Below are 16,732 nucleotides of genomic sequence, written 5' to 3'. Positions count from 1 at the left end.
CCACCGTCTCCGAAGTTCGGATCGATTGGGCGATAGAGTTGAAGGGAATCAGTAATCGTGCTTCCAGCGCAGACCGAGACTACCGGAAACGCCTTCGGCGCTCTGGGTCAAATCGCTCTGCACTGATAAACCGGGGATAATCTCGACCTCGACTCGCCCTGCCGTCGAGGAGTCGGTCAGACCCTGTTTTGCACCGACGTAAACGCCTTCGGTGACGTAGCGCCCAGCCTCTACCGCCGCCCCTTGCTCATCGCCGGTTGTGCTGGTGCTTGTGCCAACACTCAGTACATCGAGGCCAAGAAACTGCCGAACTGACCCCAGCATATCCTCACTCCAACTCTCACCACGCGCCAAGCTGTCGATGGCCGAAGCCAGTTGCACCGCCTCTACCGGTCCCAAGCGAGAGGAACTCTTGCCGAACAACACCTGCGCAAGCACTTCGCTCTGCGGCAACGCCGGTTGTGACGTCACGCCCAACTTTGGCTCGCTGGCCGTTCCGGTCACGCCAATTACCGCGGTCAGAGTAGGCGTCCTGTAGGTCGCTGAGATGTTCAGGATCGGGTCAATTGGCTCGCCACCGGTAAAGGTAATGATCCCCTTCTGCACATCGAACCGCTTGCTGGCGAAGGTAAAGACGCCACGAATAGCTTCGATGGCCCCGGTCAATTGCGGTGTATTTGTCGAACCACCGACGTGCAGGCGACCGGACCATTCGGATTCGAGACCACGACCGCGGACAAACACCCGCCGTGGCATCTCGATGTCAATGTCCAGATCTGCGACCCACGGAGCGGCCGATGCGTCCTGCTTTTCATGTCCTAGCTTGCCGCCATCCTGCCGATTGATCTCGGTCACCGGGATTACAACGACGCTGGGTGGCAGACGGTCGAGGAGACGAACCTCGATCGAGACGGGTTCGACTTTGCCTGTCAGGCTGCCTCTGGTAAGCCCGCCCAGATAACGAAGGCTCGCGTCAATAACCGCGTTAACATCATCACGATGAACCAAAAGCGCCTGGTGTGCCGTCACCGTCATATCAATGGCCGGTCCGTGTTGAGCCGACAGATCCGCCTGACCGTCGACAGCGATGTTGCCTCGCCCCTTGGTCTGAGCGTTAAGCGAAACTGTAACCACTTTGCCGGCAGCCATTTTCACCTGGCCGTCGATCGCGGTCAGCAGGGTTCCGGTGACGAAATTCTCATAGAAGCCATTGCTCAAAACGGCGCTGCCGGTTAGCTCAGGATGCTGTAGCGACCCNCCGGCAGCAAAATCTGCGTTCAGATGCCCAGCAAGACGCTGGTCGGAAAACGCCAGCGCCTGTGCAACCAGTGCCAAGTCCACGTTGAGCCTGACCCGCGCAGCAAGCGCACCATCCGCCGGCATCCGCACGGACAGTTGCCCGGCCGGCACAGTCAGCGGGATGCGGGCGGAGAAGTCTGCCGCGATACCATCGGCGATGGTAGCATCACCACTGGCATCGAGAGAGCCGCCACCCAGGCTCCCGCGAACGCTGGCACGTCCCTTGGCGGCCTTGCTACCTTTAGCGTCAGTAAGCTGCAGATCGTCGGCGCGCACCTCAAACGAACCAGTTGTCTCGCCTTGATTCCCCGTTAGGCTTGTCTGCAACGAAAGCGCGCCGGTCGGAAGGCCCTTTACCCACGCCCCTGGCAATACCCAAGGGCAGTCTCTCNNGGCGTTCATTACCACGCTGGTGGAACCGGGCTGCACATCGATCCGTCCCCGCAGGCTACCATCCCCAATCGTCAAATCCAGGTCACGAACGCTAAGACGACCCGCGCCGCTGGTGATGCGCATTGGTTGCTGCAATGCCAGCCCGTACGACGCTATCTGAGCATCGAGTTGGGCAATTGTCATCGTCAGCGGCTGGCCCGTAGCGTCAATTCGACCGGCAGCGTGCATAGAACGGGGGCCATCCTTTGGACCGGTCAGATCAACGCGAAACGCCAACTCGGACAGAGGCCCACTCACTTCGGCAGCAACGTCGAAAGGCCCCTCCGCCCCAGACTGAATTTTCCTGACGTTAGCGTTGGCCGTAAGCCGAGGGGCACGAAACGCATCTGCGACGGCCGCATCTAGGCGGAGTTGACCGACGGTCAAGACGCTCGCTTGCCCATCAACGACAGTGAGTGCGCCGCTCCGCAGATGCAGATCAACCCGCTGCGATTGCCCCTGCGGTTGCATGCCCACGTCAAACGTAGCGTCACCACGTAGGCGCGGCTGCGCCAGCGGGACCCCTTCCGCTGGCAGTCCGCCGACAAGCCGGCCGCGGATCAGGCCGGACGCGAGTGCCACAGCCAGATCGCCCTCCAACCGGACGCCAAGCAGGTTGGCCCTCAGCTGGCGCACATCCACTGTCTCGGTGTTCGTCTTGCCATAATCGGCGGCAAGCTGCACCGGTCCTTCGCTGGTTGTGGCATCGGCGCGGATTTGACCGCTTGGCCGTGAATTAAGGTTTGTCGCCGTAGCGTCCAGGCGTGCGCTCCGCACCGTTACATCGCCAACTCGACCATCGAATATCTGGACGACAGCGTTCGCGGCCGGATCGGCCACAGGACCACTGGCAGTTGCCGTCAGTCGCAATCGTCCGCGCGCGTCCGCTCCGGCCGCAGTCGCCAATAGCCCCAGATCGCGGATGTCGGCCTGCAGCTCAGCACGTAGTTTGCTGAGCCCATCACTCAATTTCACCGTACCGTTCGCCTCCAGCCCACGACCGGCGAAGCGAAGGGGCGAAATGTCCAAATCCGACGTCTTATCGTAGTGGAGGTCGGCTTCAAGCTTCGGATGGCTGCCGAGTGCCGCTTGCACCACAGGATCCTGGGCCACGAAGTCTCTCAGTTCCGACTTGATCGACCCGGAGAGCTTTCCTTGCACGATTGGTCCGGTGACTGTGGCGATAGCTTGACCGCTACCGGCAAGCGGCATACCAGCAATCTGGCTGAATGCGCCAAGATTATCGACCGCCAGAACCAGTTCGAGGTTGCTGTCAGCAGCATCGAGCGCAATAGCCCCTTTCCCGCTCAGCCGGGCAGCGGCAACCTCCACTGTCAATTCTTCCAGCTGTAGCAAGGTCTGTGCCCCGTTCAGCCGCACCGCCACGGCAATGTCCGGCTTCGAACCGACTAGCGACCGAATGTTGGCATCCGAGGCAACCACATTCGCCGCCGTTGCGGTGAAACGCAGTTGTTGATCGCCAGACTCATCGGCAACCGGCAGCACCGAAGCAGTCCATGCCAGCTTGCCACCAGTAAGGCCCGATCCCGTCATGCCATCGACCACGCCCTCGCCACGAAGCTGCGGTCGGGACAGCAAACCTCCAGCCGCCAGCTGCGCTTGCGCCGATTGGAACGAAAACCCGCCCATGAAGTCGCGCGCCAATGCCTTGGCAGCGAGATCCGCGTTGACGGTCACATCGAGATGATCATGGGCGGGATCAAGCGTTCCACGCGCTACAACGCGCAGGCCCTCCGCCTGCAGCGCCATCTGCTCAAGCGTAAACGGCCCTCCGTCACCGAAGTCGACGGCAGTTGCAAAAGCAACCCCTCCGGCAACGGCCGGACGCAGAATGGTCGGGATCAGTTCGGGCGGCTGCTCTCGCCAGTCGACTCGCCCCTCTACCTCCAGCCGTCTCCCGCCCTCACCCCGCAGTCTGAGATCGGCAGCAAGTGTCGCCAAATCGGTTGCAGTAAACTCGAGCCGACCATTCCATGCGTTGAGCGGACCATCACCTACCAGAGCCAACTGCAGAGGCGGACCTCCCGGGAGTCGGCTTAGAGTGGCGACAACTCCGAGGGGTCCTTCCGTAAACCTCGCATCCACACTCAGCCTCGACGTCCTTGGATCCAGTTGCGCCGATACACTCAGGGTCAGCACCCCGCCGTCGATTCGATGCACATCGAGATCGCTGTTGATCGTTGCACCCGCGTTGGCGCCGAGACGTCCACGAACCATCAAGGTAAGCGGCACGCCCACCACTGGGGCACCCAGATCGAGCGCACCGATGGCAAGTCGATCCACACGCACGTCGATCGGCACGGAGGGCAGACGCAGACCCGTAGGGACGGGCTCCGGTGACGCCTGCGACTCGGTCTGCGGCAGGCGGGCGACAGCGATCTGCTCGGCCGCCAGGGTGTCGATGGCCACCGTTGCGCTCAGCAGTTCTACCGGCCGCCAGCGAAATTCAAACTTCTCAACGACAAACCATGGCCCCTCCGCGTCGCTCAGGGTCAGTTCATCAAAAGCAAGTCGCAGGGGGAACCCCGGCGCGAGACCGGCGATGCGTACGGTCGAGCCCATGGCCGCAGTGAGCGTCTCATTCAGCACCCGGAGCACAAGGCCGCGCCCCCATTCGGTTTGCAGTCCGCCGATGACCCCAGCGAGAGTGAGGACCAGCAGCAGCAGCACCGTCCCCACCACCCAAGCGACCCAACGCCAGACTGTGAGCGCCTTAGTCGGTTTAGCGGTGGGCGTTGCGTCGGGCGTTTCCGGCGGCTGCATCTCAGAATGCCTGCCCAATATTCACGTAAAACTGGACGAAATCATCCACCTGGCTGCGACGGTTAATCGGGAACGCCACATCGAACCGTACAGGCCCGATCACGGTGTAATAGCGCAGGCCGATCCCCGCTCCCCAGCGCATCGTTTCGGAGAAATCTGGTGCGACCGCGTCATAGACGCTACCACCGTCGATAAATGGAACGATACCGAGATTGCCCCAAACGCGCGCGCGAAACTCGGCACTCATCTCCAGCAGCGACCGACCGCCGAGCGGATCGTGACTGCTGTCAAGCGGCCCAACCTTCTGATACGGGTAGCCGCGGATGGACGAACCACCGCCAGCGTAAAATCGCTTGTCGGCAGGGATATCGCCCCGCGATTCACCAAATAACGTGCCGACCTTGACCCGACTTGCCAGCACATAGCGCGACGCCGGATCAAGACTGATGTAACCAGATCCGCTCAGTTCATTGCTAAGAAAGTGCTGCCGCTGATTATACCAGCCCACATAAGGAGTAGGTGCAATGCGAAGGCGGGTTCCCTTGGTTGGATTCAGGTCATTGTCGGTAGTATCGCGGTAGACGTAGCTGGGAAGTCCTAGAAGTGTTGAGTTATTTTGTTCTTCATTTCGTTCCTTAATCCAGGCGGTCTCCAATGAAGGCCCGCTGCTGACCGTCCATGTATCATTAAGCTTGCGTCGTATTCGCGCCGAGGTTTCGACACCGAGCTTGTCGTAGGCATCGGTCGTCTCGCGTGTTGCTTCCGCCGTACCGATGAGATCCTGGTCGATCCGCTGGTAATTCGGAAACAGGATTTCCAAACTTATTTTCTGCAGAATCGTCCCGATCTCAGTACTAATATTGACTCTCTCACCACGGCCGAAGGCATTTCGGTGTTCCCAGAACAGTTCAACCGCGGGTCCTTCTGATGTGTAGTATTTTGCACCAGCGCCAATAGAGCGACTTTTCCCCTCGATGAAATCAATCGTAATTGGCAACTGACCCGCTTCATTCGGGGCTTCGCTGGGGATCACGAGGACGGATGAAAACAGGCTCGTATTGACCAAACGACGCCGAAGATTTTCCACTTTCCGTCGATCGTAGGGATCACCTTCGTTCCAGGGGATCAGTAGACGGACATAGCTTTCAACCACTTGATCAAGGCCGGTCAGGTTGACCGGCCCAAACGCCAACTCTGGTCCCGGATCAAGCACGAGCGATACCGTCATTGTCTGGTCGGCATGGTCGACGATGGCATGTCGATCCTTCGTTCGCGCTAGCGGATGGCCGTTATTAGCGCAGAAATCGGTCAAGCGCTTTTCGGCACCGACCACATCGGCCGCGCGCGCGGGCGCGCCGATCCTGATCCCGAGATCAAGGAGGCCTGGGAGCGGCGGCATATCCTCCGCCCCTGCTGTTTGCTCAATGGAGAACGACTTGAACGTGAACTGGGGTCCAAGATCGACATGGATAATGACTGTCAGCGGCGTCGTGGAATCGTCGATTCTGGCTTCCGATTGGGCAGCGTAATAGCCCTCGGCGCGGAAGATCGTGTTGAAGCGTTCCCGATCATCGTCGATCCGCCGTCGCAGGCCCGCTTCCGACAGAGGCGGTCGATGGGCGAGGGACACCAATTGCGACGCCTTCTCCAATAAGGAGCGCAGCGCCGCGTCTTCGATACCTTCAATTCGCAACGTATAGGCGACGTCCTCCTGCGGTTCCGTTACCTCATCAGTGGCACCATCCGCAGACAACGGCGCCAAAGGCTGCGCCTCTTCCTCCCCGTCCATGCCATGTGCATGGACAAGAGGAAGAAGGACCAAGCCGGCAAGCAGCCAGCACAGTGTGAAAGTCCGCGTTCGGTGTAAGGACATGGTGGCCTGACCATACAGCAGCACCGGCACGCTGCTACCCCTCCGGCTTGAACCAGCGACAAATGCCTGCTGAGTGCGTTGCCCAGAGCACGCTTACGTCGCGCGCACCGCCGTGGAGCCCCGCATCGCCGCTCAAATCCGATGAAAGAATAGCTGAGCCAGCCCTAAGAGACCTCCCCCGGGGAAGCGCCCATCTCCTTGGCCAGAAAGGGCCAACGCTGTCAGGCGTGGCAGTCCTTCACCGTCGCTTTCGCCCGGTGCCATCTACAGGCTTTCAATCCAGCTCCCTAAGGCCATATATCCGAGGTGAAAGGTCGGCGCGGGCGACGACTTCGTCGATCGTAGTATTCGCCGTTCGTAGTAGCTGTGCAGCCCCGGAGCCAGNNATGATCGACCCATTCGGACGTGCCATAACCTATCTTCGCGTCTCGGTAACCGACCGCTGCGACTTCCGATGCACCTATTGCATGCCGGATAACGCATCTTTTCTGCCAAAGAGAGACCTGTTGTCGCTTTCGGAGCTCGATCGGGTTTGCCGCGCGTTCATTCGTCGCGGCGTGCGCAAACTGCGAATCACCGGGNGCGAACCTCTGGTGCGGCGTGATGTGCCAGATTTGCTACACGCCCTCGGTCGCCATTTGCGCTCCAGCGAGTTGGACGACCTGACGCTGACCACGAACGGCAGTCAGCTCGCCCGACACGCCGCCGACCTCGCCGCTGCAGGCATCCGCCGCATCAACGTATCTCTGGATTCGCTTGATCCCAAGCGATTCGCCGCTATCTCGCGGCGAGGACAACTGGAACCCGTTCTGGCAGGTATAGCCGCCGCCAAGGCTGCCGGGATCCACGTTCGCATCAACACCGTCGCGTTGAAAGGTGTGAACGACGACGAATTCGACCGCCTCATTCGCTGGTGTGGCAACGAAGGATGCGATCTGTGTCTGATCGAGACGATGCCGCTCGGCGATGTCGGCTGCAGCCGCTTCGATACCCACCTGCCCCTTAGCCGCGTGCGTCAGGATCTTTCACAGCGGTGGACGCTCATCGACACCACCTTTCGCACGGGTGGCCCAGCCCGCTACGTACTGATTGCTGAGACCGGCCAGCGTCTGGGCTTTATCACCCCGCTCAGCCACAATTTCTGCGAGAGCTGCAATCGGGTTCGTATCACATGCACCGGAATTCTCTATTTGTGCCTCGGCCAGGACGATGCGGTGGACTTGCGAACGCCCCTACGCGCCAGCGCTTCCGATATTCCGCTCCTGGCAGCGATTGACGAGGCGATCGCAAGAAAACCCAAAGGCCACGAATTTATCATCGACAACGCCCACCATGCGCCTGCGGTACGCCGCTTCATGAGCACAACAGGCGGTTAGAACCCTGACATATCAGGGTCTTTCGCCTCCGTCTCGGTGCAACGGCATGCCCACAATATCGGCTTTACGCCTCTTTAACTGGATTCGTGGCTCACTGGGTTCGTCTGGGTAAAGTCGGCGCCTGGGGACACCGCAAAGCCACCGCCGGATGATTCGAAGCGCCTTGGATAACCTTCGGTGCGCACCCGGACGCGAGCCAGAGCAGTCATCATAGTGAGCACATCAGATGCATAGGCAAGGCGACGATCGTCATTACGTTGGCACTCATGGAACGTTGCAAACGATCATGGCCAAACTCAGCCGATCGCACACGGATAGCACGATGCCTCCGGCCGGACAGGAAACCTTCCGTGCCGGATTGCTTTATGCTGCCGCAGACCTGCGCCAACTGGCAGACCGCGCGCCCGCGAGCCGACGCGAACAGGTCTGCGCCATCAGCGAACTCCTCGCCGCGATCGCCAGCAGCTGATACCCCCTCCACGACCGGGCTGATATAAATTCGCTCGAAAGTCGCAGCCGCGATCGCGCAGAAATAAGGGTGGGGATCGTGGGCGTGTCACCCTGGCAGTTCGATCAACGTCAGCTATACTGCGCCTGGGAAACACATCTCGATCTCCGAAGAAGAACCGCCCCATCATGCCCTTTCGCACTGTCGCCTTCGTCGCGTCCGAACACGACGAGGCGCAAAAGGCTCTTGAACGCATGCTATCCGCGTATCGTCATGTCTCGACGGAGCGGGCAGATGTGATTGTGGCGCTCGGTGGCGACGGTTTCATGCTGGAAACACTGCACCGTTATATGCACCGCAACGTGCCCATCTTCGGCATGAACCGAGGTTCGGTCGGCTTCTTGATGAACGCTTATGACGAAGATCGCTTGTTTCAGCGACTGGCGAAAGCAGAAGAAGTCAAGCTTAAGCCCCTGCATATGATCTCCACGGATACGGTCGGTCGTACCCGTGAAGCGCTGGCCATCAATGAAGTTTCCATCCTGCGCGCAAGCCGCCTCGCCGCCAAACTCAGGATCAGCGTCGACGGTGTCGTCCGGATGCCGGAGATGATCTGCGACGGTGTGCTTCTGGCAACACCCGCCGGCAGTACCGCCTACAATCTTTCGGTGAATGGCCCGATTCTGCCTCTTCGCGCACACGTGCTGGCGCTGACGCCAATCAGTGTGTTCCGTCCCCGTCAATGGCGTGGAGCAATCATGCCGCACCAGGTGACCGTGAAGATAGAGGTCCTGTATCCGCAACTGCGGCCGGTCAACGGCTGTGCCGACTTTACCGAAGTCCGAGATGTGGCAAGTATTGTCATTCGCGAAGATCAGACAACAAAACTGCGCTTACTCTTCGACTCCGAACACAACCTCGAAGAACGCATCCTGAAGGAACAGTTCCTTCTTTAAGAAAACATCCTGATCATCCACTTCCGTGCCACTGTGCATGCTTGGCAGCACCTCTTCAACGCAGAAGAACGGTACGCAAGGCAGGCTCCTCCGTAACGCTGCGAGCGTCCGGCCCACCCGGGAGTAACACCCGTTACCTGGAGCTTGCTGTCGGTCCCGGCGGGAGGACGCCAGAACGCATTCTCGTCCATCAACACCAGCCCCAACAGACGCAGCAGGCTTGCCGGAGCCGAGTCATCGCCTATACTCCGCCGCTTTCCAACGGGTAACAGCAGGGACACGGCAATGGCGGGCGACGTGAAGAAAGTGGTGTTGGCGTATTCTGGCGGGCTCGACACCTCGGTCCTTCTCAGGTGGCTGCGGGATACCTACCGCTGCGAAATCGTGACATTTACCGCCGACGTTGGTCAACGCGAAGAAGTGGAGCCGGCGCGGGCCAAGGCCGAGATGATGGGCATCAAGGAAATCTTCATCGAGGACCTGCGCGAGGAATTCGTTCGCGATTATGTCTTCCCAATGTTCCGCGCCAATACTCTATACGAGGGAATGTATCTGCTAGGCACGTCGATCGCCCGGCCACTCATCGCCAAACGCCAGATCGAAATCGCCGAGGAAGTGGGAGCTGATGCGGTTTCACACGGCGCAACCGGCAAGGGCAACGATCAGGTGCGGTTTGAACTCGGCTATTACGCCCTCAAGCCGGACATCCGCGTCATTGCCCCCTGGCGCGAATGGGACCTGAACTCTCGAGCCAAACTGATTGACTACGCCCGCCGCCGCCAGATCCCTGTTCCCACCGACAAGGAAGGCGAAGCGCCCTACTCCATGGATGCCAACCTTCTCCACATTTCTTACGAAGGCAAAGCGCTGGAAGACCCCTGGGTCGGTCCGGATGAAAGCATGTTTCGGCTCACCGTGTCGCCGGAGGCTGCGCCAGACAAACCTACCGAAATCGTCATCGCATTCGAAGCCGGTGACGCCGTGGCGATCAATGGTGAACGGTTGTCCCCCGCAACGCTGCTTGACCGCCTCAACCAAATCGCCGGTGCCAACGGCGTCGGGCGCGTGGATTTGGTGGAAAACCGCTTTGTCGGCATGAAGTCCCGTGGAGTCTACGAAACACCCGGAGGAACCGTGCTCCTGGTTGCTCATCGAGCGATCGAGAGCCTCACCCTCGACCGCGGCGCCGCGCATCTCAAGGACGAACTGATGCCGCGCTACGCCGAGTTGATATATAATGGCTTCTGGTTTTCGCCGGAGCGAGAGGCGTTGCAAACGCTTATCGATGGCACCCAAGCCAATGTCACCGGCGACGTCCGGCTGAAGCTTTACAAGGGTAACGTCATCGTCACCGGACGTCGCTCACCGAAGAGCCTCTACGACCAGGACATCGTCACGTTCGAGGCCGACCAAGTTTACAATCAGCAGGACGCTGAAGGCTTCATCAAGCTTAACGCCCTCCGCCTGCGTGTCGGCGCCCGCCGCGGCTGAAACAGCTACATCGTCTGCGCTAGAGTGGTGCAGCGGATGGCCGGCGAACTTGGACCGGTTCGGTGGCGCTTATGCTGCTATTCGCTGCACCAGTTGCGCCGCCTGCAAGCCGTCCACGCGCCGCCGCCGGGAGCAAGGAACGCGCGCAATCCTTTATGCCGTCCGTGGCATCCTTACGCCAGCCGTATGAAACCGGCGGATCCCTCCACCGGGAGTTCAATCTTGATGTCTGATTGAAACCGCTTCTCCGCTGCCAGGCACACCGTGCTCTTGCAAGTACAGACGCCAGTTGGCGGGAGTGATGAACGCCAAGTACTGCTGCTGCATCTCCGCAGTCAGCACCTCAACGAGGATGCGATTCTCCAGCCAGACCTCGATCACCTCGAAGGGGCCACGATTGCAGTGGAGCGCCCGCCAGCCTTCCCGCGCGGCGATCGCCAGCACCTCGACCTCGGTGAGCTGAGTCGCGATCGCCTGATGGCTGGTCGAATGCTCGGGCGCCGCCGGATTGTGGGCGTAGGCGGTCTCCGTCGTGCCCGGCAGCATGTCGATACCGAACGGGTGGACTTCGATGGCGGTGCCGCGGTCGTCGCCGGCAAGCGCGATCCAGGCTCCCTCCACAGGCGGGAACGGATGGGCCTCACCGCGCCAGATGGCGGCAATAGTGCCGGCGACGCGTGCCGGATCGTGCGCTGAAATCGAGCAGTGGAACAGCATCGCAAACCTCACCGCAGACAGAAGACGGTTACCACCTTGCAGAGTACACACCGTGGCAATCGTCGTCCCGCGTGATCCTTGCGTCAACTGCCGCTGCGGACTCGGTCGGCCGGAGCGCCGGTCGGACCGCCGACGGTCTGCACGTAGTTGTTGCGCGTATACTCGGTCACCAGGTCCGCCATCCGCTTTAGCATCGCGTTGTCGGTGGCACCGAAGCTCCAGGCACCGCCCATCGCATTGGCATGCTGGTAGAAGACGGGGGTGGCGATGACAGCGCCGGTCGCCTCGTCGGTATAGGTCACCCGCATCACCACGGCGGAACTGCCGGCCATGGCACCGGCCCAGAACCGCGCCGCACCACCGATGAACTTAATGTCCTCGATGTAGGGTGCCACCACCAGCATCCGCCCGCTGCCCTTGTTCCAGGAATCAAGGAGAATACCCAGGGTCGGCTGCAGGTTGTTATTGATCGCGGTGGTGGCACTCTGGTTATAGCCGTGCTCGGCAAGGTCGGGATTAAGCGTCACCGGCTTCAGCTGGAACTGGCCGAAGGCATTGAACGGTTCGGTAGGCGGTGGATTCTGCGCCGCCGGGGCATAGATCTCCGTCGAACAGGCGGCGATCGCGAGGATGGCGGCCGAAGCCAGCAAGACCCGCCGCGACAAAGACATCATTGCCATCACACACCCCGCCCCACCGCTCAGTTCTTTGACTTGTCGACGAGGCGGTTGGCGGCGATCCACGGCATCATCGCCCGAAGCCGCTCGCCCACCTGTTCGATCGGGTGCTCTGCCGCCCGTCGGCGCAGCGCCTTGAAGCTTGGCTGGCCGGCAGCATTCTCCAGCATCCATTCCTTGGCGAAGCGGCCGGACTGGATATCGTCCAGCACCTGCTTCATCCGCGCCTTGACCGACGCGTCGATGATCCGGGGGCCACTGGTGTAGTCGCCATACTCGGCGGTATTCGAGATCGAATAACGCATGTTGGCGATACCGCCCTCATAGATCAGGTCGACGATCAATTTCACTTCGTGAAGGCACTCGAAATAGGCCATCTCAGGCGCATAACCAGCCTCGATCAACGTCTCGTAGCCGGCGAGGATCAGCGAGGTGAGGCCGCCGCACAGCACCGACTGTTCACCGAATAGATCGGTCTCGCATTCTTCGCGGAAGGTGGTCTCGATGATGCCGGAGCGGCCGGCGCCGATGCCGCTAGCATAGGACAGCGCCAGTTCGAGCGCCGAGCCGCTGGCATCCTGGGCAACGGCGACGAGCGACGGCACGCCGGCACCGCGCTGATATTCCGAGCGGACGGTATGGCCGGGCCCTTTCGGCGCGACCATGAACACGTCGAGGTCGGGACGCGGCTCGATCAGCCGGAAATGAATGTTAAGACCGTGGGCGAAGGCGAGCGCTGCCCCCTGCCGCAATCGGCCCTGCAGGTGCTCGGTGTAGAGCTTCGCCTGTAGCTCGTCCGGCGTCAGGATCATCACCACGTCGGCCCAATCGCCAGCCTCGTCGGGGGTGATGACCTTGAGACCGGCCGCTTCCGCCTTCTTGATCGTCGCCGAGCCGGGGCGAAGTGCCACAGCAATGTCGGTGACGCCGGAATCTCTTAGGTTCAGCGCATGCGCGTGGCCCTGGCTGCCGTAGCCGACAATTGCCACCTTTTTCGCCCGGATCAGCGCCAGGTCGGCATCGCGATCGTAGTACACCCGCATCGGTTTCCTCCGGTTTCGGTCTTGCTCACCCGCCCCGCATTCCAGCCCGGGGTGCGCTTCTAGCCGGAATAGAATCCGGCTAGAAGCGGCAAGGAGGGTGCTTTTTGGTCGTAATTGTATTTAGTTCACGGCTGCTCGCGCGATGATGCCTAGAGTCCCTGCGCACCGCGAGAGATAGCGACGACGCCGGTGCGAGCGAGGTCGACGAGACCCAGCGGCTGCATCAACCCAATAAAGGCATTGAGCTTTGACGTCTGGCCGACGATCTCGAAAACGAACGATTCGTTAGTCGAGTCAACTACGCGGGCGCGGAAGATGTCGGCAATACGCAGCGCTTCCACCCGCTTCTCGCCGGTACCAGCTACCTTGACCAGGGCCATTTCCCGCGTCACGCTGGGACCGTCTACCGTCAGATCGCTCACCGTATGCACCGGAACCAGCCGGCCTAACTGTGCCTTGATCTGCTCGATGATCATCGGCGTACCGGTGGTGACGATGGTAATGCGCGAGACTTTCCCCTCCGGGTCCGTCTCGGCGACGGTGAGACTTTCAATATTGTAGCCTCGGCCGGAGAATAAGCCGATCACTCGAGCCAGCACCCCCGGCTCGTTATCAACCAGCACCGCGATGGTGTGGGTTTCCTGCCGCACAGGTTCGGGCATCGTCGCGACCTTTCGTCTACCTAAGTCCGTCGAGTCCAACGGCATGGGTCGGACCTCCTCTGGTTCGAATCATTGCAAGAGGCGGCGGACGGCGCCCACTGGTGCCGCCCGCGATCGGGATGGGTCTAGACGAGCACCATGCCGTCTTCGGAGATAGGCTGCTCCGCCTGATCGGCCGGGCCCAGCAGCATCTCGTTGTGGGCGGCACCGGACGGGATCATCGGGAAGCAGTTCTCCGCCTTGTCGACGCGGATATCAGCGATGACGGTGCGATTGACCGAGATCATCTCCTTGATTACGTCGTCCAGTTGATCGACTTTTTCAGCACGGAGACCGACTGCCCCGTAGGCGTCAGCCAACTTTACGAAATCCGGCAGGGAAGACATGTAGGTCTCGGAGTAGCGGCCGCCGTGCAGCAGTTCCTGCCACTGGCGGACCATTCCCATGTACTCGTTGTTGAGGATGAAGACCTTCACCGGCAGCCGGTACTGGGATAGCGTCGACAGTTCCTGAATGTTCATCATGATCGACGCCTCGCCGGCGATATCGACGACAAGCGCACCAGGATGCGCAAGCTGAACCCCCATTGCGGCCGGGAGCCCATAGCCCATAGTGCCAAGGCCCCCTGACGTCATCCAGTGCAGCGGTTTTTCAAACTTGAAATGCTGCGCCGCCCACATCTGGTGCTGTCCCACCTCTGTGGTGATGTAGACGTCGTCCCGGCCTTTGGTCAGTTCGTAAAGACGCTGAATCGCATATTGCGGCTTGATCACCTCGCTCGACTGGAGAAACGCCAGCGAGTTCCGGCCCCGCCAGTGATCAATCTGCTTCCACCAAGTGTCTAGCGCCCGCTTATCCGACTGATAACCGCGCGCTTTCCACACCTCGATCATCTGCTCCAGCACATCGGCCACGTCACCGATGATGCCGAGATCGACCATCACGTTCTTGTTCACCGACGATGGATCGATATCGACATGGATCTTAAGCGCATCTGGCGCAAAGGCGTTAATACGCCCGGTGACACGGTCGTCAAAGCGCGAGCCGATGGCGATCATCGTATCGCAGCCGTGCATCGTCAGGTTCGCTTCGTAGGTGCCGTGCATACCGACCATGCCGAGGAACTGCCGATCGGAGGCCGGATAGGCGCCGAGCCCCATCAGCGTCAGAGTGATCGGATAGCCGGTCATCCGGACGAACTCGGTCAACAGATCACAGGCGCGAGTCCCGGAGTTGATGACGCCGCCGCCACAGTAGAAGATCGGACGTTTGGCCTCGGCGATCATCGCCACCGCCTGCTCGATCTGCTGGCGATCGCCGCGCGTCTTCGGCCGATACGTCTTGTGCACCACGTCAGTGGGCGGCAGATAAGGGCCGGTGCCGAACTGAACGTCCTTCGGCAGGTCGATCAGCACAGGGCCGGGCCGGCCACTGCGCGCGACGTAAAAGGCCTCGTGGATCGTTCGCGCCAGTTGATCGGTGCTCTTCACCAAATAGTTGTGCTTCGTCACCGGCCTAGTCACTCCGGTGGTATCACACTCCTGAAAGGCATCGTTGCCGATCAGGTGCGTCGGCACCTGACCGCAAAGGATGACAAGAGGCACGCTATCCATCAACGCATCGGCAATCCCGGTCACTGCGTTGGTGGCCCCAGGACCAGAGGTCACCACAACCACCCCTACCTTGCCAGTCGAGCGCGCGTAGCCTTCGGCCGCGTGCACGGCGCCACCTTCCTGACGGACAAGAATATGACGGACGTGGTTCTGCTGGAACAGCTCGTCGTATACAGGAAGGATGGCGCCCCCGGGATAGCCGAATACATCCGTGACGCCCTGGTCGATGAGCGCCTGGATGACAATCTTGGCTCCGGTCATTTGGTCGTACGCCATCTCGTAAAGCTCCTTCGTTTTTCGATGCTCGCGCCAAGCGCTAAAACGCGGGTGCACAATGAGGCACCAGGATTGTCTCTTCGCGTCGAGCGGAGCGCACCCTAGTCGGTCAGCGGACGTGGGTCAACAGGGTCTCGCGAATAAACGCAAACAATTTTGCATGAGCGCTTTCCGAATATTGCTCAATCAGCATCGCAGGAGCACTGAACTGGTGTCGCATCCATGTGAGCTGCCGTTTGGCATAGCGCCGTGAGTCACGCTTTGCCCGTCTCACGGCTTCCTCAAGACAGATCTCGCCTCGCAAGTGCGAAAGGAGAGGGCGGACCCCGAGCGCTTTCATTCCCGGCAGCGCCGGGTCACGTGTCAGCAAGGTTGCTGCCTCATCCAGTGCTCCAGCTGCCACCATCCGATCAAAGCGGGCATCGATCGCGGCGTAGAGGCGATCGCGGGGCGGCAGCACGAGAACGGTGATAAAGTGGGCAGCGATGATCGGTCTACGGTCGCCTAGGCCCTGCCATTCGCCCAAGTGTGCGACCAGTGGCACGCACCACCTCGTCGGCGCGAATGAGCCGCTGCCGATCACCGGGAGGCAAGCGCGCCGCAGCGTCCGCATCCAGTGCCGCCAGTTCGCAACGAAAGGCCTCCCCCCAACCGCTCGTAACGGTCGGCAGCATCGGTGCGGAAGAACGAGGGAATGGGCGGCAATGCAGCGATACCCTCGGTCAGCGCCTTCAGGTAGAGGCCGGTTCCACCGACGACAATCGGAAGTCGACCGGCTACCCAGGCGGCACGAATCTCTGCCTCGGCCATTTGCAGCCAGCTCATCACCGAACCGGGCGTATCAAGCGTAAGGACGCCGAACAGGCGATGGGGCGCTGCTAACTCCTCCGCTGGCGTGGGCCGGGCAGTCAACACACGCAGTTCGCGATACGTCTGCATGCTGTCGGCGTTGATGACGACACCGGGAAACGCCTGCGCCACCTCCACCGCCAACCTCGATTTACCACTGGCGGTGGGCCCCGCCGATGAGGAGCACCGGCTGCAGCGTGTCCTCATGCTCGGCAGTGAGAGCGGCTCGATCGAAC

The 16,732-nt window shown here is 60.7% G+C and carries 12 protein-coding genes and 1 pseudogene; 5 read left to right on the top strand and 8 right to left on the bottom strand.

Translation table 11 applies throughout. The features are described from left to right. Positions 1-48 precede the first annotated feature (48 nt). Complete coding sequence (locus HQ394_RS21625) at positions 49-1,149, bottom strand: translocation/assembly module TamB domain-containing protein (protein WP_456151641.1); 1,101 nt, start codon at positions 1,147-1,149, stop codon at positions 49-51. A gap of 2,055 nt (positions 1,150-3,204) precedes the next feature. Between HQ394_RS21625 and HQ394_RS16930 the strand changes: the two genes are divergently transcribed. Continuing rightward, positions 3,205-3,792, top strand: coding sequence for a hypothetical protein (locus HQ394_RS16930; protein ID WP_223291674.1), 588 nt, complete (start codon positions 3,205-3,207; stop codon positions 3,790-3,792). 724 nt (positions 3,793-4,516) lie between these two features. Here HQ394_RS16930 and HQ394_RS16925 read toward each other — a convergent pair. Continuing rightward, on the bottom strand, positions 4,517-6,418 hold the full coding sequence (locus HQ394_RS16925; RefSeq protein WP_190261193.1) for an autotransporter assembly complex protein TamA: 1,902 nt from the start codon (positions 6,416-6,418) through the stop codon (positions 4,517-4,519). A 32-nt stretch (positions 6,419-6,450) separates the two neighbouring features. Here HQ394_RS16925 and moaA point away from each other — a divergent pair, with 32 nt between their 5' ends. The 4 genes from moaA (at position 6,451) to HQ394_RS16905 (ending at position 10,659) form a co-directional block, all read left to right on the top strand. After that, complete coding sequence (gene moaA / locus HQ394_RS16920) at positions 6,451-7,764, top strand: GTP 3',8-cyclase MoaA (RefSeq protein ID WP_190263377.1); 1,314 nt, start codon at positions 6,451-6,453, stop codon at positions 7,762-7,764. Between the two features lie 322 nt (positions 7,765-8,086). Next, a complete protein-coding gene (locus HQ394_RS16915; RefSeq protein ID WP_190261192.1) occupies positions 8,087-8,233 on the top strand; it encodes a hypothetical protein in 147 nt (48 codons plus the stop codon). Between the two features lie 167 nt (positions 8,234-8,400). Continuing rightward, a complete protein-coding gene (locus tag HQ394_RS16910; protein WP_190261191.1) occupies positions 8,401-9,168 on the top strand; it encodes an NAD kinase in 768 nt (255 codons plus the stop codon). A 285-nt stretch (positions 9,169-9,453) separates the two neighbouring features. Next, a complete protein-coding gene (locus tag HQ394_RS16905) occupies positions 9,454-10,659 on the top strand; it encodes an argininosuccinate synthase (RefSeq protein ID WP_190261190.1) in 1,206 nt (401 codons plus the stop codon). Positions 10,660-10,875: 216 nt separating this feature from the next. On the opposite strand, the gene HQ394_RS16900 is transcribed toward HQ394_RS16905, so the two are convergent. From HQ394_RS16900 to miaA, 6 genes and pseudogenes are all read right to left on the bottom strand, one after another. Continuing rightward, entirely contained in the window at positions 10,876-11,463 is a 588-nt protein-coding gene (locus tag HQ394_RS16900) for a hypothetical protein (RefSeq protein ID WP_190261189.1), read from the bottom strand. Then, positions 11,460-12,056, bottom strand: a complete 597-nt coding sequence (locus HQ394_RS16895; RefSeq protein ID WP_190261188.1) for a hypothetical protein — start codon at positions 12,054-12,056, stop codon at positions 11,460-11,462. The genes HQ394_RS16900 and HQ394_RS16895 overlap by 4 nt, the downstream gene beginning before the upstream one ends. A gap of 20 nt (positions 12,057-12,076) precedes the next feature. Continuing rightward, a complete protein-coding gene (gene ilvC, locus HQ394_RS16890) occupies positions 12,077-13,096 on the bottom strand; it encodes a ketol-acid reductoisomerase (RefSeq protein ID WP_190261187.1) in 1,020 nt (339 codons plus the stop codon). Between the two features lie 149 nt (positions 13,097-13,245). Continuing rightward, entirely contained in the window at positions 13,246-13,758 is a 513-nt protein-coding gene (gene ilvN / locus HQ394_RS16885; RefSeq protein ID WP_190261186.1) for an acetolactate synthase small subunit, read from the bottom strand. Positions 13,759-13,883: 125 nt separating this feature from the next. Continuing rightward, the gene (locus HQ394_RS16880; RefSeq protein ID WP_190261185.1) at positions 13,884-15,647 is read right to left on the bottom strand and encodes an acetolactate synthase 3 large subunit; all 1,764 of its coding nucleotides are present in this window, start codon (positions 15,645-15,647) and stop codon (positions 13,884-13,886) included. 109 nt (positions 15,648-15,756) lie between these two features. Next, a pseudogene (miaA, locus tag HQ394_RS21620) lies at positions 15,757-16,703 on the bottom strand (tRNA (adenosine(37)-N6)-dimethylallyltransferase MiaA). Positions 16,704-16,732: the final 29 nt, after the last annotated feature.

Origin of the sequence: Defluviicoccus vanus, assembly GCF_014672695.1 — a bacterium.
GTDB lineage: Bacteria > Pseudomonadota > Alphaproteobacteria > Rhodospirillales > Defluviicoccaceae > Defluviicoccus > Defluviicoccus vanus.
Note: the sequence above shows the minus strand (reverse complement) of the source record. Positions and strands in the feature narration are given on the sequence as shown.